This window comes from Neoroseomonas terrae, assembly GCF_018129025.1.
Classification (GTDB): Bacteria; Pseudomonadota; Alphaproteobacteria; order Acetobacterales; family Acetobacteraceae; genus Neoroseomonas; species Neoroseomonas terrae.
On sequence record NZ_JAAEDI010000008.1, the window covers coordinates 176,008 to 194,620 of the forward strand.

Consider the following 18,613-nt stretch of genomic DNA (forward strand, 5'->3'; position numbering starts at 1 on the left):
GCTATCTCTGGGAAAGGATCGCCGTGCAGAAGTTCCCGATGACCGCCGAAGGCCTGGTGCGTCTGGAGGAGGAGCTGAAGCTCCTCAAATCCGAAGAACGCCCGGCCATCATCCGCGCGATCGCCGAGGCGCGCGCGCATGGCGACCTGTCGGAGAATGCCGAGTACCACGCGGCGCGCGAACGGCAGTCCTTCATCGAAGGCCGCATCGGCGAACTCGAATCCATCATCCCGTCCGTCGAGGTGATCGACGTCTCCCGCCTGTCCGGGGACAAGGTGCTGTTCGGCGCCAAGGTCACGATCGTCGATGAGGAAAGCGAGGACGAGAAGACCTACCGCATCGTCGGCCAGTACGAGGCGGACATGAAGAACGGGTCGATCTCCGTCACCTCGCCGCTCGCCAAGGCGCTGATGGGCAAGAAGGTCGGCGACTCGGTCGAGGTCCCGGCCCCGGGCGGCGCCCGCTCCGTGGAAATTACCGCCGTTCATTACGCCTGACCGCCGGCGACATTGCCGTGCGGCCAGGGCGCTCCGGGGTTTCCCCGCGGGCGCCCTTCCTCTTTCTGGTCAACCGATTCAAGGAATTCCGATGTCCGCCGTGAATGCGATCCGCACCGACGAGGCCCCTGTCGCGCCGAGCGTCACGCTCGCCGACATCCGTGCCGCGGCCGAGCGAATTCGCGGGGCCATCATCCGTACGCCGACCATCGAGAACCCCGCGGTGAACCGCGTGGCCGGCACGCGGGTGTTCCTGAAGCTGGACAATCTGCAGGCCACGGGCGCCTTCAAGGAACGCGGCGCGGCGAACCGGCTGGCGCTGTTGTCGCAGCGGGAGCGGGAGGCCGGGGTCATCGCCATGTCCGCCGGCAACCACGCCCAGGCGGTCGCGCGGCACGCGCAGCTTGCCGGCGTGAAGGCGACGATCGTCATGCCGAGATTCACCCCGGCCACGAAGGTGGTGCGCACGGAATCCTGGGGCGCGCGCGTCGTGTTGCATGGCGCGACGCTGGCCGAGGCCGCCGCGCATGCGCATGACCTCGCGTTGCGCGAGGGGCTGGTGTTCATCCACCCCTACGACGATCCGGGCGTGATCGCCGGCCAGGGGACGATGGCGCTGGAGATGCTGGAGGACGCGCCGGAGATCGGCGCGCTGGTGATCCCCATCGGTGGCGGCGGGCTTTGCGCCGGCGTTGCGACCGTGGCGGCCACGCTGCGGCCGGGTGTGCCGGTCTTCGGCGTGGAGGTTCAGGGCTATCCGGCGATGGCGCAGCGGCTGGCGGGCGAGCCGGTTTCCGTCGGCGGGCCGACCATCGCGGAAGGCATTGCCGTGCGCGATGTGGGCGAGATGCCGCTCAGCATCCTGCGCCGCTGCCAGAGCGAGGTGCTGCTGGTGCCCGAGCGCGCGGTGGAGCAGGCCGTCGCGCTTCTCGCCGAAGGCGCGAAGGTCGTCGCGGAAGGCGCAGGCGCCGCGGGCCTCGCGGCCGTGCTGACCTATCCGGAGCGCTTCCGCAACCGCGTGGTCGGCACGACCGTCTGCGGCGGCAACATCGATGCGCGCGCGCTGTCCAACGTGCTGCTCCGGCAGTTGCTGCGCGACGGCCGCATCATGCGCCTGCATTTCGACATTCCCGACCGGCCGGGCATGCTCGCCGACATCGCGCAGCGCATCTCGGATCTGGGCGGCAACGTCATCGAGGTGAAGCACCAGCAGCTGTTCGGCGCGCCGACGGTGCAGAGCACGGAACTGCACCTGATGATCGAAGTGCGGGACGCGGCGCAGGGCGACGCGATCATTGCCGCGATGGAGGCGGCCGATTACGTCGTGCGGCGCGGATAGCCGGCATCCACGCGCCGGGCGGGGGTGCGAGGCGATACGGCCTCACTCGATCGGCACCCCCGCCGTATCCTTCGCCGTCCGGATCGTCTGCAGCGTCTGCACGCGCAGCACGGATGGCGCGTTGGTCAGCCGTGTCGTCAACTCGTTCTCATGCGCCGTGTCGCGGGCGACCAGGCGCAGCAGGAAGTCGCCGCCGCCGCGGATCATGTGGCACTCACGCACTTCCGGCCATGCCGTCGCGAGCGATTCGAAGGCATCGAGCACGGCGAGCTTTTGGGATTCCAGCCCGACCAGCGCAAAGAAGGTGATCTCCCAACCCAGCGACACCGGGTCCACATCCGCGTGGTAGCCGCGGATGATGCCGGCTTCCTCCAGCCGGCGCACGCGTCGCAGGCAGGGGGGCGCCGACAGGTTCACCCGCCGGGCCAATTCCACATTCGTCATACGGCCGTCCTGTTGCAGCTCGGCGAGAATGTGCCGGTCCACCGAATCGAGGTCGGCTTCGTGTTCACGGTTCATCAAGACAGCTCGTTTGCTTCGTTGCTCAGCCGCAGCCGCTGGCGCAATATCATTGCAGCGGCCCGGGGCTTCAAGGCATTGGGTTGTGACGGCGCCGGGAGTGCCCGATATCCTGTGAATTGCAACACGGTATGGAATGCCTGACGTGGCCGAGACGCACCGCACCCGCCTTCTTATCATCGGCGCCGGCCCGGCGGGGTACACGGCCGCCATCTATGCCGCCCGTGCGGGCCTTGCGCCGCTGGTCGTCGCCGGGCTGCAGCCGGGCGGGCAGCTCACCATCACCACCGATGTCGAAAACTACCCGGGCTTTGCCGAAGCCATCCAGGGCCCCTGGCTGATGGACCAGATGCAGAAGCAGGCCGAACATGTCGGCACGAAGGTGATCTACGACATCGTCACCGGCATCGACCTGTCGCGCCGCCCGTTCCGGGCGACTGGCGATTCCGGCGATGTGTACGAGGCGGAATCGGTCGTCATCGCGACCGGCGCCCAGGCGCGTTGGCTCGGCATTCCGGGCGAGAAGGAACTGGGCGGCTTCGGTGTCTCCGCCTGCGCGACCTGCGACGGATTCTTCTATCGCGGGAAGGACGTGGCCGTGATCGGTGGCGGCAACTCCGCGACGGAGGAGGCGCTGTACCTGTCGAACCTCGCGCGCCACGTCACGCTGATCCATCGCCGGGATTCGCTGCGGTCGGAGCGCATTCTCCAGCAGCGGCTGTTCGCGAAGCCCAATGTGACGGTGATGTGGGATACGGTCGTCGATGCCGTGCTTGCCGACCCGTCAGGCCGGGTGCCCGTGGCGCGCGGCCTGGCGCTGCGCCATGCGCGGACGGGCGAGCCATCGGAACTGAAGGTGGACGGCGTCTTCGTGGCCATTGGCCATGCGCCGGCGACCGCGCTGTTCCAGGGGCAGGTGGAGATGGATGCGGAAGGCTACATCGTGACGCGGGCCGGCACCGCGCGGACCTCGGTCCCCGGCGTCTTCGCCGCGGGCGATGTCCAGGACAAGGTGTACCGCCAGGCGGTCACCGCCGCGGGGACGGGCTGCATGGCCGCGCTGGAGGCGGAGAAGTTCCTCGACGCGGCGGATGCCGAGACAGAGCAAGCAGCAGCCTGATGCCAATCGATTGGGACAAGCTCCGCGTCTTCCACGCGGTCGCCGAGGCCGGGTCCTTCACCCATGCGGGGGAGACGCTGAACCTTAGCCAATCCGCCGTTTCCCGCCAGATTCAGGCGCTCGAGGAAGCGCTGACGGTGCCGCTGTTCCACCGCCATGCCCGCGGCCTGATCCTGACTGAGCAGGGTGAGACGCTGAACCGCACGGTGCGGGAGGTCTTCGCCAAGCTGGCGATGACCGAGGCGTTGCTGACCGAGAGCCGCGAGCGCCCGGCCGGCCGGCTGAAGGTGACGACGACGACGGGCTTCGGCAGCGCTTGGCTGGCGCCGCGGTTGCGCCGCCTGCTCGACCTGCATCCCGAGATCAGCGTGACGCTGCTGCTGGACGATTCCGACCTCGACCTCGCCATGCGGGAGGCCGATGTGGCGATCCGCATGCATCCGCCCCGGCAGCCGGACCTGATCCAGCGCCACATCGCGACCTTCGGCTGGAAGGTTTGCGGCTCGGCCGCCTATCTCAAGGCCACCGGCATTCCGCAGCGGGTCGAGGATCTCGATGCGCATCGGTTGATCGTCTACGGCGACTACCGCCCACCCATCGACAACATCAACTGGCTGGCCGAGGCCGGCCGGCGCCCAGGGGCGCCGCGCCGCGCGGCGATCGAGATCAATTCCCTGCCAGGCATGCTGGAGGCGGTGCGCAGCGGCCTGGGGCTGGCGGCATTGCCCGACTACATCGAGCCCCTCGAGGACGTCGTGCAGGTGCTTCCGGGCGTTAAGGCGCCGCGGATCGAGGCCTTCTTCGTTTATCCGGAGGAGATGCGCCATTCCAAGCGCGTCGCGGTTTTCCGCGACTTCCTGATGGCGGAACTGGTGCAGGCGAGCGGTTAAGGCGTCTGTCACGCGCATCACACAAGGGTGAAGGCGAGCCATGCGCCGCCGGAATACCGGGGTGGTGCAGATCGAGACTCCCGCATGCCGATTTTGGGATTAGATTTCTTTCATCCGGCGACTAGGTCGGAAGGGGTCCTCTGGATCCCTCGTCTCCCAGACGTGAAGCCTCCCTGTTGACTTGGCCCGCTCCCCTCAAGGGGTTGCGGGCCTTTCTTTTGGGGACTGCCCAGGTTTCATGGCGTGTGGATGCACTGCCGAAATGCACCGGTTGCGGGTACGGGGCAGCCGTCGGCAGCAAATGACGCGAACTTCCCGGCGGCCTATTGCGGCTGGGGCGCTCGCTTCGTTCTTCATTCGTTCAAATGAAATCGCATGCTGCCAGCCATTCATGCGCGCGAAGGCTGTTCGCATGACCGCGCGACAAAGCTGCCGCTAGTGGCGGGGTGCGCTTAGGACGACGCTATCCGGCGGGCTGGTGTGGCGGGACCCGCGATCTGTACTAACCCGGCGGCGTTCGCGCCTCTGATCCGGGTATCCGGCATCCGGGCGCGCCAGTGAGCGGATGGGAGAGGGGCCTGCGCCCTCTCCAGCCCGTCGCACCTGGCGGAGGCAGAGGCCCCTACCTCACTCCATCCGTCCCAGCGATGCCCCGCCTGTCGGCGCGGCCGTGCGCCCGCCATCGATCACATACTGCGCACCAGTCACGTTTCCCGCCAGGTCGGAGCACAGGAACAGCACGACGTTCGCGACTTCCTCCGCCGTGCCGTAGCGGCGCAGCGGAAGGCCGGCCGTGTAGCGTTCCTCGACGCCGCCGGGGTTGTTGGGCGAGACTTGGCGCGCGATGTCCGCGATCATGCGGGTCGCGATCGGGCCGGGGCACACTGCGTTGACCCGCACGCCCTGCGGGCCGACCTCGCTGGCCGCCACCTTCGTCAGGCCGATGACGGCGTGCTTGGACGCGACATAGGCCGGCATGCCGGGCGTGCCGATCAGCCCGGCGGTCGAGGCGGTGTTCACCACCGCGCCGCTGCCTTGCCCGATCATCACCGGCAGCACGTAGCGCAGGCCGAGGAAGACGCCCTTCACATTCACGCCCATCACGGCGTCGTAGACGGCTTCGTCGTACTCGGCGGTCGGCGCCACGCGGCCTTCGATGCCGGCATTGTTGTGAAAGCAGTCGATGCGGCCGAAGGCATCGAGCGCGCGCGCCACATAGGCCTGCACGTCGGCGGCGCGTGTCACGTCGGCGGTGACGGCAATGGCGTTGCGGCCGATCTCCTCGGCGACCGCCTGGGCGGCGTCGCCATCGCGATCCACCACGACAACCTTGGCACCGCGCTCAGCGAAGGCGAGGCAGACCGCGCAGCCGATCCCGTTGCCGCCACCGGTGACGATGGCGATCTTGTCCTTGAAGTCCATTGTCGTTTCCTCCCCCGTTTCGTCACGCCTTGCCGGGCGACCAGCCGTAGATCTTCTGGATCGTGCCGCCCATCAGCGCCGCGCGCTCGGTATCCGTCAGGCGATCCTTCTGGAGGAAGGGATCGACGCCCTGCGCGTAGGTCAGGAAGGCCGTCGCGCGCGTCCAGTCGGTGCCCCACATGCAGCGGTCGAAGCCGAAAGCGTCGAAGATGCGCGCCAGCGGGTCCCAGATGTCGGGGAACGGATAGCCCTTGTGGGAGAGCGTGCCGGCGCCGCTGATCTTCACCGCGACGTTGTCGTGCTTCGCGAGTGCGAGCAACTGAGGCATGGCCGACCAGGGCTCGGCCGGCACCGGCGGCTCGAAGGGCTGTTGCAGGCCGAGATGATCGATCACCAGCCGCGTGCCGGGATGCTTCGCGGCCATCGCCGCCACTTGGTCCAGCCGGCCCCAGCACAGCAGGTTCACCGGCAGGCCGTGGCGCCCCGCGGCCGCGAGCGTCCGGTTGATGCCGGGATCGTCGGGGTCCGTGGTCAGTTCGTCATTCATCATGATGCGGATGCCGACGGTGCCGTCGGTCTTCGCCCAGTCGGCGACAACCTCCTCGACCGCAGGGTTCTGCGTGTCGACGGGCTTCACCAGCGCGAAGCGCGTGGGATGCGCCGCCCGCACCGTCAGGGCATAGGACGCATCGAAGCGGTACATGGCGAAGATCGACACGATAATCGCGCCATCCACGCCGACGGCGTCCATCGCCTTCACCATGTCGTCGCCAGTGACCTCGGGCGGCCCGTGCAGCGCGCCGACCCAGGGGCGACCCGGGTGGTTGCGCTCATAGACATGCACCTGGACATCGACGATCGGCATGGCCTCGTTTCCCCTTGCGGCATCGAACGCTACGCAGGGGCGGCCGGCGCATCAAGGCCGCGCGATGTCGTCTTGCAGCGCCGCGCGGAGCGCGGGAGACTTGGGGCAAACCAAGGAAGCGATCCGCAATGTCCCCTGACGCGAACCCCGCATCCGCCCCGCCCAGGACCGTTGACGCGCTGGTGATCGGCGCCGGCTTCGCCGGGTTGTACCAGTTGCATTGCCTGCGTGACCGGCTGGGCCTGTCGGTCCAGGTGCTCGAGGCCGGCGGTGGCGTCGGCGGCACCTGGTACTGGAACCGCTATCCCGGCGCGCGCTGCGATTCCGAAAGCCATTCCTACGCCTACTACTTTGACGAGGCGCTGTTGCAGGACTGGGAATGGTCGGAACGCTATCCCGGCCAGGCCGAGATCCTGCGCTACCTGAACCACGTTGCGGACCGCTTCGACCTGAGGCGGAACATCCGGCTGAACGCACGCGTCACCTCGGCGGAATACGATGCGGCGGGCAATCGCTGGCGTGTGCGCACGGAGGATGGCAGCCACTACGTCACGACCTGGCTGATCACCGCGGTCGGCTGCCTGTCCGCGGCGAATGTGCCGAACATCCCTGGCCGCGACGATTTCGCCGGGCAGTGGTACCACACCGGCCAGTGGCCGCATGAGGGCGTGGACTTCACCGGCAAGCGCGTCGGCATGGTCGGCACGGGATCGACCGGCATCCAGGCCGCGCCAGTGATCGCGGAAACCGCGACGCATCTGACGGTGTTCCAGCGCACCGCGAACTACTCGATCCCCGCGCGCAATGCGAAGCTGACGGACGAATTCAAGGCCTGGGCACGCGCGAATACCGGCGAGATCCGCCAAGTGATGCACAGCTCGGTCAACGGCCATCCTTGGCTGGTCGCGGAGCGCAAGGTGGGCGACGTGACGCCCGAGGAACGCGAGGCGATCTACCAGCAGGGTTGGGATCATGGCGGCCTGCGCTTCCGCGCGAATTTCCGCGACCTGCTGACCGACAAGGCGGCGAACGACACGGCGGCCGAGTTCCTGCGCGCGCAGATCCGCAAGGTGGTGAAGGACCCGAAGACGGCGGCGGTACTGTCCGACATCGACCACCCCTTCGCGACCAAGCGCCCGCCGATCGACAGCTACTATTTCGAGACCTTCAACCGCGACAACGTCTCGTTGGTGGATCTGCGCGAGAGCCCGATCGAACGCATCACGCCGAACGGCATCCTGACATCGGACGGCACCGAGCATCCGCTCGACATCATCGTCTTCGCCACGGGCTTCGACGCGATGACGGGGCCGTTGCTGCGCATGGACATCACCGGCCGCGACGGGCTGACACTGGCCGAGGCGTGGCGGGAAGGGCCCAAGACCTATCTCGGCCTGCAGGTCGTGAGATTCCCGAACCTGTTCACCCTCACCGGGCCGGGAAGCCCGTCCGTGCTGACCAACATGCCCGTCTGCATCGAGCAGCATGTCGAATGGGTCACCGGCTGCATCGCGCATCTGCGTGCCAATGGCGTGCGGACCATCGAGCCCGCGCCGGACGCCGTGGACCGCTGGGTCGCGCATGTGAACGACGCGGCGAATGCCACGCTGATGCCGCAGGCCGGGCATTCCTGGTATCTGGGCGCGAACGTACCGGGTAAGCCGCGGGTCTTCATGCCTTACGCGGGTGGCATGGCGCGGTATCGCGCGACCTGCGCCGATGTGGCGGCGCGGGGCTATGATGGGTTCGTCCTCGGCACCGCCGGGGCGCTGGAGACGATCGATGAACGATGACGTGGCCGCCGGCGCGGCGCTGACCTTCGAGCAGCGGCTCGACCGCCTGGCGGAGATCGCCGTGCGCGTCGGACTGAACATCGCGCCCGGGCAGGAAGTGGTGATGACCGCCTCGGTCGAGGCGCTGGACCTGTCGCGACGCATCACCGAGAAAGCCTACAAGGCTGGCGCGTCCCTGGTGACGGGGCTGCTGTCGGATGATCGCGCGGCGCTGGCGCGGTATCGCTACGCCAGCGACGATGCCTTCGACACCGCCCCTGGCTGGTTGTTCGACGGCATGGCGGCGGCCTTCCGCGGCGGCGCGGCGCGGCTCGCCGTCGTGGGCGACGATCCGACGCTGCTGGCGAATGAAGATCCCGAGAAGGTCGCCCGTGCCAATCGTGCGCGGTCGAAGGCGTATCAGCCGGCACTGGAACTCATCACGACCTCGACCATCAACTGGTCGCTGGTGGCTGCGGCGACGCCGGCCTGGGCCGAGACCGTGTTCCCGGATGACGCACCGGACGTCGCGCTGGCGAAGCTGTGGGATGCGATCTTCAAGGCGTCCCGCGTCGATGCGCCCGATCCGGTCGCCGCCTGGGCCGACCACAACGCCGCGCTGATGCGCCGCCGCTCCATGCTGAACGACAAGCGCTTCCGCGCGCTGCAGTTCCGCGGGCCGGGCACTGATCTGCGCGTCGGCCTCGCGGACGGCCATGCTTGGATGGGCGGCGCGAGCCCCGCAAAGAACGGCATCAGCGGCAACCCGAACATCCCGACCGAGGAAGTCTTCACCACCCCGCACGCCGCGATGACCGAGGGCGTTGTGCGCGCGACGAAGCCGCTCGCCTACCAGGGCACGCTGATCCGTGACATCGAGGTGCGCTTCGAGGGCGGCCGCATCGTGCAGAGCCATGCCAGCAGCGGTGCCGCCGTGCTGGAACGCATGATCGGCACCGATGACGGCGCGCGGCGCCTGGGCGAGGTCGCGCTGGTGCCGCATTCCAACCCGATCTCGCAGAGCGGTGTGCTGTTCTTCAACACGCTGTTCGACGAGAACGCGGCCTGCCACATCGCGCTCGGCCAGGCCTATTCCAAGTGCTTCGTGCGCGATGATCTCAGCGCATCCGAACTCGACGCCGCCGGCGCGAACCGGTCGCTCATCCATGTCGACTGGATGATCGGTTCCGCCGAGACCGATGTCGACGGCGTGCACGACGATGGCCGCGCGGAGCCGCTGATGCGCCGCGGTGAGTGGGTGTAGCGCCGATGAGCGAGCCGGACTTCGACGCCATCATCATCGGCGCCGGCATGTCCGGCATGTACCAGCTGCTGCGGCTGCGCGAGCTCGGCCTCAAGGTGCGTGTCTTCGAGGCCGGCACGGGCGTCGGCGGCACCTGGTACTGGAACCGCTACCCGGGCGCGCGGTTCGATTCCGAAAGCTACTCCTACGGATTCTCCTTCTCGAAGGAGTTGCTGGAGGAGTGGAGCTGGTCCGAGCATTTCGCGCCGCAGCCGGAGACGCTGCGCTACCTGAACCACGTCGCCGACCGCTTCGACCTGCGGCGCGACATCCAGTTCCGCAGCCGCGTTGCCAGCGCGGCGTGGCGCGAGGCGACGCGCGACTGGGAGATCGCGCTGGATGACGGCAGCGCGCACACCGCGCGCTTCCTTATTACCGCGGTCGGGCCACTCTCGGCGCCGACGCTGCCCAACATCGAGGGGCGCGACAGCTTCGACGGCCAGTCCTTCCATACCTCCCGCTGGCCGCATGAGGGCGTGGACTTCGCCGGCAAGCGCGTGGCGGTGATCGGCACCGGTGCGACCGGCGTGCAGACCATCCAGGAAGTGGCGAAGACGGCGGCGACGCTGACGGTCTTCCAGCGCACGCCCAACTGGTGCGCGCCGTTGCACAATGCCCCGATCACCGAGGCGGAGCAGGCGGGCATCAAGGCTTCTTACCCGGAGATCTTCCGGCGCTGCGAGGAGACCTTCTCCTGCTTCCTGCACACGCCCGACCCGCGCGGCACCTTCGAGGTCACGGCGGAGGAGCGCGAAGCGTTCCTCGAAAAGCTGTATGGCGAGCCGGGTTTCGGCATCTGGGTCGGGCTCTATCGCGACATGCTGACCGACCCGGCGGCGAACGCGATCGTCTCCGACTTCATCGCTCGCAAGATCCGCAGCCGCGTGACGGACCCCGCCACGGCCGAGAAGCTGATCCCGACCAACCACGGCTTTGGCACCCGCCGCGTGCCGCTCGAGACGCGCTACTACGAGGTCTACAACCAGCCAAACGTCACACTCGTCGACATCCGCGAGACGCCGATCGAACGCATCACGCCGACCGGTATCCGCACGAGCGGCGGCGACCATGAATTCGACATCATCGTTTTCGCCACCGGCTTCGATGCGCTGACAGGGTCCTTCGACCGCATCGACATCCGCGGCATCGATGGTCGCAGCCTGAAGCAGGCCTGGACGGGGGGCGCGCGCACGCTCGTCGGCATGATGGCGGAGGAGGTGTTTCCCAACCTGCTGATGCTGCTCGGGCCGCATACGGCGCTCGGCAACATTCCCCGCAGCATCGAATACAACGTGGATTGGGTGACGCGGCTGGTCGCGCATGCGCATGCGCACGGCCTGACCCGTGTCGCGGCGCGGCCGGAAGCGGTGACGGCCTGGATGGACCACGTCATGGCCATCGGGGAGGGGCTGCTGTCGAACCAGGTGGATTCCTGGTTTACCGGCGTGAACCGCAATGTCGCGGGCAAGCATATCCGCACCATCGCGCGGTACAGCGGCAGCGCACCCGACTATCGCGCGCGCTGCGAGGAGATCGCGCGCGGCGGCTACGGGGAGCTGAGCCTCGCCTAGCCCCCCGCCTTGACCGCCGCGCAGCCCGCTCCCTAGCCTGCCGCCCACCTTCCGGAGAGCGTCATGGCCAGGCATCATTTCCATCCGACCCGCTACTACAACGCGATCGGCACGGCCGAGCCATGCCTGCGCGTCGCCGATGGCGACACGGTCGTTACCGACACGGTCGACGCATCCGGCCTTGATGGACGGGAGGTCGCGGTCGCAAGCCGCCCTAACCCGATGACCGGGCCCTTCTTCATCGAGGGTGCGGAACCCGGCGACACGCTCGCTGTGCGTATCGACCGGCTGACGCCCAACCGCGCGACCGGCTGGACCTTCTCGCCGCTCGCCCTGACCGTGCTGGATCCGGCGGCGATCGTCGACCGGCCATCGCCGCAGCGCGTCGTATGGGACATCGACCAGGCGGCCGGCACGGTGAAGCTGCAGCAGCCGCCGAAGGGTCTGGAGGGCTTTGCGCCCCCGATCCAGCCGATGATCGGCTGCTTCGGCGTCGCCCCCGCCGGCGGCCAGGCGCTGTCCACCGCCACCAGCGCGCAGAATGGCGGCAACATGGACTACCGGCTGTTCGCGCCGGGCACGACGGCGTGGTTCCCAGTCTCGGTGCCGGGCGCGCTGTTCTATCTGGGCGACGGCCATGCCTGTCAGGGCGATGGCGAGATCGTCGGAACCGGGATCGAGACCTCCTTCGAGATGGAGGTCACCTTCCGCGTCCTAAAGCGGACCATCACCTGGCCGCGCGGCGAGACGGCGGAGGACATCTTCACCATCGGCAACGCCCGCCCGCTCGACCAGGCGCTGCAGCATGCGACGACGGAGATGTCGCGCTGGCTCGGTGAGGATTACGGCCTCGACGCCCGCGCCGCGAGCCACCTGATGGGCCAGGTCGTGCGCTACGACGTGGGCAACGTGTTCAACCCGGCCTTCACCGTCGCGTGCCGCATCGCGAAGCGCTGGCTGACGAAGGCATAGCCGGCGCGGCGACGTTGCCCGGCGCCTTCGGCTTCGTCACACTGCGAAGCCGATGAAGGTCCGGATGCGCGCATGAGCCTGTCTGCCGTCGCCACCCTCTTCGCCACGGCCTGCGTGCTGCTGCTCGGCACGGTGGTGAACCGCGCGGTGCCGCTCCTCTCGCGCTACGCCATTCCCGATCCCGTGACCGGCGGGCTGATTTTCGCGCTCGGCGCCTGGGCGGCGCAGGCCACCAGCGGCTTCGAGATCCGCTTCGACCCCGTGATGTCGCGACCGCTGCTCCTGGCCTTCTTCGCGACGGTCGGCCTGTCGGCGGATTTCCGAGACCTCGCGCGCGGCGGGCTGGTGCTGATCCGTTACCTCGCCGTCCTCGCGCCCTTCGTCGCGCTGCAGAACGTGGTGGGCATGGGCACCGCCTGGATGCTCGACCTGCCGCCGAGCATGGGACTCATCGTCGGGTCCATCACGCTGGTGGGCGGGCACGGCACCGGCGCGGCCTATGCCGATCTCTTCGTCGATAGCTACAACCTGGCCGGCGCGTTGCCGATTGCCATGGCTGCCGCGACCTTCGGCCTGGTGCTGGGCGGCCTGACGGGCGGGCCGGTCGGCAACGTCCTGATCACCCGCTTCCGCCTCTCCGGCAGCGCGGCCGCGATCGCGCAGGAGAAGGATGAGGCGGCGGAGCACGTCACCGTCACCAAGACGATCGCGGCGTTCGCGGCCATCACCTTCTGCATGCTCGTCGGCGGATGGTTCGCGGAGATGATGGCCGGCGGCGCGGTGACGTTGCCGGCCTTCGTCTGGGCTCTGCTGACCGGCGTGCTGCTGCGCAACGGGCTGCAGGCCGCGGGGCTGTGGCGCATGGGGACGGGGCCGACCGACCTGCTCGGCGGGGTGGCGCTCGGGCTCTTCCTCGCGCTCGCCATGATGCAGATGCGGCTGTGGGAATTCGCGACGCTGGCGGGTCCGCTGGCCGCGATCCTCATCGCGCAGACCGTCGCCTGCGCGCTGTATGCGATGTTCGTCGCCTTCCCGGGGATGGGCCGGAACTACGACGCGGCGCTGATGGCCGCGGGCGTGATCGGCTTCTGCATGGGATCGACGGCGACGGCGGTCGCGATCACCCAGGCGCTCGCCGCCCGCCATGGGCCGAGCCCGACCGCCACGCTGATCGTGCCGCTGACCGGCGCCTTCTTCATCGACCTCGTCAATGCCGGCGTCCTGACCGGCTTCCTGGCCCTGCCATGGTTCAGCTGATGCGCCATCTGATCGCCATCCTGCTGCTGCTGGTCGTCGCCGCCTGCGGCGAACAGCCCGATGCCGCGCAGCTTCGCCGCGATGTCGAGGCGCGGTTGCGCAGCGCCTTCCCCGACCAGGCGCTGGCGCTGGAATCCGTCGAGCGGCAGGGCCGGATGGAAACCCTGGACGGCGGCCGCGTGGTGCATTTCAAGGCCGAGCTGCGCGTCGTCCGGCCGACCGATCTCGGCCAGTGGGGCGGGCCCAACGCGCAGCTTCTCGCCGGCGTCCTCGGCGCCGGCCGGAGCGGAATCACCGGCCTGACGCAAGGCGGCAACGCCGCCGGCGACACGCTGACCGTCTTCGGCACCGTGCCCTATCGTCGTGAGGGCAATGGCTGGGCGGCGGCTGCCGTGCCGGGGCCGGTGGACACCACGGTCGAGGGACCGCCCGGGCAGCAGACCCCGGCCGAACGCCTGCTGGCCTCGCTCGGCGAGACGCTGCGTGCCGCCCCGGCCCATACGGCGCCCAGCGGCGACGCCATCGTCGCGCAGGAGCTCGAGATCGCCCGGCGCAACATCGAGGCGCGTTTCGCCAGGCTGACCGCGGGATACCCGCTGGCCGCCGGCCCGCCCGGCGGCGCCTATGCGCGGCTGGCGACGGCGCTCGCGGCCGATGCGCAGGCGCGCGGCGTGCGCATGGTGGTGCTGCCCACCGCGGGCAGCGTCGAAAACCTGACCCTGCTGCGGGACAGCCGCGTGTCGCTCGCCTTCGCGCAGGCCGATGTCGCCGCGCTGGCCGTCGCGGGGCGCGGCCCCTTCGCCGAGGTGGGTCCGAACCCTGAGATCCGCGCGCTGATGGCGCTGTTCCCCGAGCAGCTCCACATCGTCGTCCGCGCCGACGACCCGGCGCAGGGGATCGGCGACCTCGCCGGGCGGCGCGTGGCGACGGGGCTCGCCGGCTCGGGCAGCCGCGTGACGGCGGCGGAGGCGCTCGCCGCCGCCGGGGTGCATGTCGAGGATCCTGCCGACGCACGGACGCTCGATCCGAGGGCATCGTTGGCGGCCCTTGCGGCCCGCCGCGTCGATGCGGTGATGCTGGTCGGCGCTGCGCCGTTCCCGCCGGTCGTCGAAGCCTTCGGCGCCGCGCCGCTGCGGTTGCTGCCGGTGGACGCGGCACTGGCCGACCGTGTGCGCGGAGCGGGCCTGGTGGCGCTGCCGATCCCGGCCGGGGCCTATGCCGGCCAGCCGGGCGCGGTGCCGGCACTCGCCGTCGCCGCGCTGCTGGTGACGGAGGCGAACCTGACCGAGGCCGAGGCCCGCCGGATTGGCGAGGCGGTGCTGGGGCGCGTCTCCGACGCCGCACCCGGGCGGCACAGCGCGCGTGAGCGCGAACCGTTGGCGCTGATGGTGACGGCGGCGACGGCGGCGCGCGGCATTCCGATACCGCTGCACCCCGCGGCGGAGGCGCTGATCCGGGCGGAGCGGCGATAGGCGCGCGCGATGGGGGAATGACGGAACGGGGCAGCGACCCGATGCGATGACCTCGCGCGGCGGCCGTTTCCGCCCTGCTTCATTCCTGCTTGGATCGGCCCTGCCAGCAGGAGTCGAGCATGAGTGTACCGGTCCGCGTCCCCGCCTCTCTCACCACGTGCCGCTGGGGCGCCTTCGATGCCTCCTTCCCGCCGGTCGCCTCGATCGACCCGGGCGAGGTCGTCATCCTCGAATGCCTCTCCGGTGGGCCGGACGTGATGCCGCCGCAGGAGAAGATGATGGCGGTGCCGCCTGCCCTTCGGGAGGTCCACCAGAAGCTGCCGCGGCTCGGCGCCCATATCATCACCGGCCCTGTCGAGGTGCGCGGCGCGGAGCCCGGCGACGCGCTGCGCATCGACATCGAGAAGATCGAGCTCGGCAACGACTGGGGCTTCTGCGCCTTCCGCCCGCTGTTCGGCACGCTGCCGGAGGACTTTCCCTATCGCCGGGTACTGCACATCCCGGTGGACAAGGCAGCGATGACCTGCCGCCTGCCGTTCGGGCCGTCCGAGAAGGGCACGGAGCTGAAGCTCGCGCCCTTCTTCGGCGTGATGGGCGTTGCGCCGCCGCGCGACTGGGGGATGATCAACACCAAGGAGCCGCGCGCGATGGGCGGCAACCTCGACAACAAGGAACTGACCGAGGGCACCACGCTGTTCCTGCCGGTGTTCAACGAGGGCGCGCTGTTCTCGGCCGGCGACGGCCACGGCGTTCAGGGCGATGGCGAGGTCTGCATCAATGCGCTCGAGATCTGCCTGACGGGGCATTTCCGCCTGTCCCTGGTGAAGGGCGGTGGCCCCAGGGACCCGGTGCTGAAATTCCCGCGCGCCGAGACGAAGACCCACTACATCACCATGGGCATGAACGAGGATCTGGACCTCGCCATGAAGCAGGCGCTGCGGGAGATGATCGCCTTCATCTGCTCCCGCACGAATCTCTCGGACGCCGATGCCTATCAGTTCTGCTCGCTGGCGGTGGATTTCCGCGTGACGCAGACGGTGAACGGGGAGAAGGGGGTGCACGGAATGCTGAAGAAGGGGCTGTTGTTCTGATCCGAGCGGGTCTGCTCAGCGCCAGGACCCGCCCCGGCCCGGTTGCATCCACAGGTTGACCGGCGGCAGCGTCGCCGGTTGCTGGCTGATCGTCGGGTCGGGCGGGCACATCGGGCGCATCACGCCGCAATCCCACACGAAGCGGTCGCCGCGGCCAGTCAGCTGGCCGCCGCGCTCGAACCGGCATTCGCACAGCTTGCCGGCCATGCAGGCGGCCTGGCCCTCGATCTCCGGTGTGCAGGCCGGCGGCGACTGCGCCCCCGCGGGCATGGCAACCACGACAAGAAGCAGAAGCATCCGGCGCATCGCAGCAGCCTGCCCCGGGAATCCTTGCCGTTCCGTTGCCGCCGCCTATTGCGGATGGGTGCCGACCACCACCGGTCGGGTCGGGTCGCCGCCCTCGAACATCACCCAGACCGCTTCGCCCACCGACGGCGGCGCCGCCCCTGGCGAACCCAGCGCGCGGCACGGGAGCGCCCAGCCGTCCCTGTCGTCGCCCGTCACCGCCGGCACGCGCACCTGAACGCGGCCGAGGGCCATGGGATCCAGGTTATTGACGCAGATGCCACGAAAGATGCCGTGGTAGTTCATGGGAAGAACCTCCGTCAGCGCGTATCGAGCATGACACGGCGATGCCGACCGCGCACCGCGATCCGCGGCGCTTGACGCGGCGCAGCACAGGGCGTCTAGCTACAGACAGGCGGGCCCTGATCCCCGTCGTCGGCGGCCCGCGCGGCATCCGGCAGCGAGGGCTCACGACGCGACGGGAGGCACTGCGCCGATGCGGCACGGGGCCGGCCAGGGGCCTTCGTCGGCACGCGACCCGTCGTGCGCCGGGCAACGCGCTTGCGAGGCTTCCCGATGCCGCTCGGCGACCCTGATACCGCCCCCGCTTCCACCGCCTTCGTGCGCCTGGTGGGCGACCGGGCCTGGTCCAACCGGCTCGCGGACCTCGCGCAGCGGGCGCAATCCGGGCCGCTGTCCGGTCGCGCCGCGCAGCAGCGCCACGCCCTGGAATTTGCCCTTGCCCGCGCCGCGGACCCCCATGCCGCGGCGAAGGCCGGGCCGGCGGAACGCCGCGTCCTCGCCTTCGCCCAGGATGCGGTGCGACTGGCGCAAAGCCTTCCCGCCGGGCCGCGCGCCCGCCTGCGCGCCCTGCTCGCCGAGGGCCTGACCGGCGAGGCCACGCTCATCCCCCTATGGCACCTGCTGCGCAGCGCCGCGCTCTATCGGGCGCGCGGCTTCGACGTGGAATTCGCGGGCCTTGCCGAGGAAGCCCCGTTCGACCTTCGCATCACCCGCGCCGGCATGGTGGCGGAAGTCGTCTGCGAGACCGTCTCGGCCGAGGAAGGCCGCCCCGTCCATCGCGGCGACTGGTACGGGCTGGTCGATCGCGTCCACCCCGAGCTGCAGACCTGGCTCGCCGCCCATCCCGGCCGCTACCTGCTGAAGGTAACGCTGCCCGAGGGTCTGTCCGGCCCCGACCAGGCGGCCGAGCTTCAATCGCGCATCATCGGCCTTCTCGCGGCGCAGAAGCGGCAGGACAGCAGCGCGGACGCGGTCCTGAAGCTGGATCCGCTGGTGCTGGCCGGTGCGCAGGTCGGCGCCGGGCTGCCGCGGCATCTGCGCGCCCAGTTCGGGCCGGAGGCGCACCTCGCCGTCACCGCCGGCCCGTCGGGGGGCTCGGTCTTCGTCATGGCCGCCCGTTCGGGGCGGGAGAACGCGGTGGCCGACGCCGTCGTTGCCCGCATGCGGAATGCCGCTCGAGACCGGCTGACCGGCGCGGTGCCGGGCATCCTGTCGGTCTTCGTGGAGGATCTGGACCGCGCCGAATGGCGGTCGCTGCGCGAGACGCTGCAGTTGGAAGGCGCCGTGCGACGCTTCCTGACGGAGCCCGGCGCCCGGCGCGTGGTCGCCGCGGCCTGCGCGTCGCGGATGGAGATGTTCGGCATGGCACCGCCGGATGCCGTGGCGGATGGCGAATTGCGCTTCCGCAACCCGGGCCATCCGGCCGGAAAGCTGCCGGCCCTGGCGCCGGCGGTGACGTCGGTCGGGTGAAGGTGGCCTTGGAGAGGTGCGTTGCCTCTCTCTAAGCCAGGGGTATTCATTGACGTTGCGCGGCAACGCGACGGAACCCCACCGGCTAAAGGCAGTTCGCCGTTGGAGATCGGAGGGGCGCTGCCCCTCCGAACCACCCCGCCAGGGGGTTCGACCCCCTGGACCGCAATCTGTTGGTGCCGCGCGCGACAGACACGCCACGCCATCCGAGAGCGCTTTCGTGCGCGAACCAGGATCTCGGCACCGGGCCCGGCACCAAGTTGAGGTTTGCAAAGGCCCTTCGGCCTTTGCTGGGGAGAGGTCCGGAGAGGGGCAAAGCCCCTCTCTGGCAACTCGCTACCCGCGCCGCCCCCGAGGAACCCGGCCTCCGGTCGCGGTGTCCCGCCGTCATTCGCGAAAAGCCGCGCCCGCGTCACCGGGGCCGGCCCGCGCGGCCCGCCGCGGCCCGCCGCGGCCGCCGCTGCC

The 18,613-nt window shown here is 69.6% G+C and carries 17 protein-coding genes; 12 read left to right on the top strand and 5 right to left on the bottom strand.

From position 1 onward, the window contains the following. Positions 1-23: 23 nt before the first annotated feature. Positions 24-497 carry a transcription elongation factor GreA gene (gene greA, locus GXW78_RS09380; protein WP_211868151.1) on the top strand — a complete coding sequence of 158 codons (474 nt, stop codon included), beginning with the start codon at positions 24-26 and terminating at the stop codon, positions 495-497. 91 nt (positions 498-588) lie between these two features. Beyond that, the gene (locus GXW78_RS09385; RefSeq protein WP_211868152.1) at positions 589-1,836 is read left to right on the top strand and encodes a threonine ammonia-lyase; all 1,248 of its coding nucleotides are present in this window, start codon (positions 589-591) and stop codon (positions 1,834-1,836) included. 42 nt (positions 1,837-1,878) lie between these two features. On the opposite strand, the gene GXW78_RS09390 is transcribed toward GXW78_RS09385, so the two are convergent. After that, on the bottom strand, positions 1,879-2,355 hold the full coding sequence (locus GXW78_RS09390; RefSeq protein WP_211868153.1) for an Lrp/AsnC family transcriptional regulator: 477 nt from the start codon (positions 2,353-2,355) through the stop codon (positions 1,879-1,881). Between the two features lie 145 nt (positions 2,356-2,500). Between GXW78_RS09390 and trxB the strand changes: the two genes are divergently transcribed. After that, positions 2,501-3,475, top strand: a complete 975-nt coding sequence (gene trxB, locus GXW78_RS09395; RefSeq protein WP_211868155.1) for a thioredoxin-disulfide reductase — start codon at positions 2,501-2,503, stop codon at positions 3,473-3,475. Beyond that, entirely contained in the window at positions 3,475-4,365 is an 891-nt protein-coding gene (locus tag GXW78_RS09400; RefSeq protein ID WP_211868157.1) for a LysR family transcriptional regulator, read from the top strand. Before trxB ends, GXW78_RS09400 begins: the two co-directional genes overlap by 1 nt. 627 nt (positions 4,366-4,992) lie before the next feature. Here the strand turns inward: GXW78_RS09400 and GXW78_RS09405 are convergent. Continuing rightward, the gene (locus tag GXW78_RS09405; protein WP_211868159.1) at positions 4,993-5,787 is read right to left on the bottom strand and encodes an SDR family NAD(P)-dependent oxidoreductase; all 795 of its coding nucleotides are present in this window, start codon (positions 5,785-5,787) and stop codon (positions 4,993-4,995) included. Positions 5,788-5,809: 22 nt separating this feature from the next. Next, positions 5,810-6,652: an amidohydrolase family protein gene (locus GXW78_RS09410; protein WP_211868161.1), complete on the bottom strand. Its 843-nt coding sequence runs from the start codon at positions 6,650-6,652 to the stop codon at positions 5,810-5,812. Positions 6,653-6,780: 128 nt separating this feature from the next. On the opposite strand from GXW78_RS09410, the gene GXW78_RS09415 reads away from it, so the two are divergent. The 7 genes from GXW78_RS09415 to GXW78_RS09445 all read left to right on the top strand — a co-directional run bounded on the left by GXW78_RS09415 (position 6,781) and on the right by GXW78_RS09445 (position 16,090). Then, positions 6,781-8,445 (top strand): flavin-containing monooxygenase, encoded by a 1,665-nt coding sequence (locus tag GXW78_RS09415; protein WP_211868163.1) that lies wholly within the window; start codon positions 6,781-6,783, stop codon positions 8,443-8,445. Next, positions 8,435-9,688, top strand: a complete 1,254-nt coding sequence (locus GXW78_RS09420) for an aminopeptidase (RefSeq protein ID WP_211868165.1) — start codon at positions 8,435-8,437, stop codon at positions 9,686-9,688. Before GXW78_RS09415 ends, GXW78_RS09420 begins: the two co-directional genes overlap by 11 nt. A gap of 5 nt (positions 9,689-9,693) precedes the next feature. After that, positions 9,694-11,298, top strand: a complete 1,605-nt coding sequence (locus GXW78_RS09425) for a flavin-containing monooxygenase (protein ID WP_211868167.1) — start codon at positions 9,694-9,696, stop codon at positions 11,296-11,298. Between the two features lie 63 nt (positions 11,299-11,361). Continuing rightward, a complete protein-coding gene (locus GXW78_RS09430; RefSeq protein WP_211868169.1) occupies positions 11,362-12,270 on the top strand; it encodes an acetamidase/formamidase family protein in 909 nt (302 codons plus the stop codon). 72 nt (positions 12,271-12,342) lie between these two features. Next, positions 12,343-13,527, top strand: a complete 1,185-nt coding sequence (gene gltS, locus GXW78_RS09435) for a sodium/glutamate symporter (RefSeq protein WP_211868171.1) — start codon at positions 12,343-12,345, stop codon at positions 13,525-13,527. Further along, entirely contained in the window at positions 13,515-14,999 is a 1,485-nt protein-coding gene (locus GXW78_RS09440; protein WP_211868173.1) for a TAXI family TRAP transporter solute-binding subunit, read from the top strand. The genes gltS and GXW78_RS09440 overlap by 13 nt, the downstream gene beginning before the upstream one ends. A 119-nt stretch (positions 15,000-15,118) precedes the next feature. Then, positions 15,119-16,090: an acetamidase/formamidase family protein gene (locus tag GXW78_RS09445; protein ID WP_211868175.1), complete on the top strand. Its 972-nt coding sequence runs from the start codon at positions 15,119-15,121 to the stop codon at positions 16,088-16,090. A gap of 15 nt (positions 16,091-16,105) precedes the next feature. Here the strand turns inward: GXW78_RS09445 and GXW78_RS09450 are convergent, their stop codons facing one another. Both GXW78_RS09450 and GXW78_RS09455 read right to left on the bottom strand, forming a co-directional pair. Continuing rightward, positions 16,106-16,396 (bottom strand): hypothetical protein, encoded by a 291-nt coding sequence (locus GXW78_RS09450; RefSeq protein WP_211868177.1) that lies wholly within the window; start codon positions 16,394-16,396, stop codon positions 16,106-16,108. Positions 16,397-16,441: 45 nt separating this feature from the next. Next, on the bottom strand, positions 16,442-16,681 hold the full coding sequence (locus GXW78_RS09455; protein WP_211868179.1) for a phage baseplate assembly protein V: 240 nt from the start codon (positions 16,679-16,681) through the stop codon (positions 16,442-16,444). A 270-nt stretch (positions 16,682-16,951) separates the two neighbouring features. Here GXW78_RS09455 and GXW78_RS09460 point away from each other — a divergent pair, with 270 nt between their 5' ends. Beyond that, positions 16,952-18,148: a hypothetical protein gene (locus tag GXW78_RS09460; protein ID WP_211868181.1), complete on the top strand. Its 1,197-nt coding sequence runs from the start codon at positions 16,952-16,954 to the stop codon at positions 18,146-18,148. Positions 18,149-18,613 lie beyond the last annotated feature (465 nt).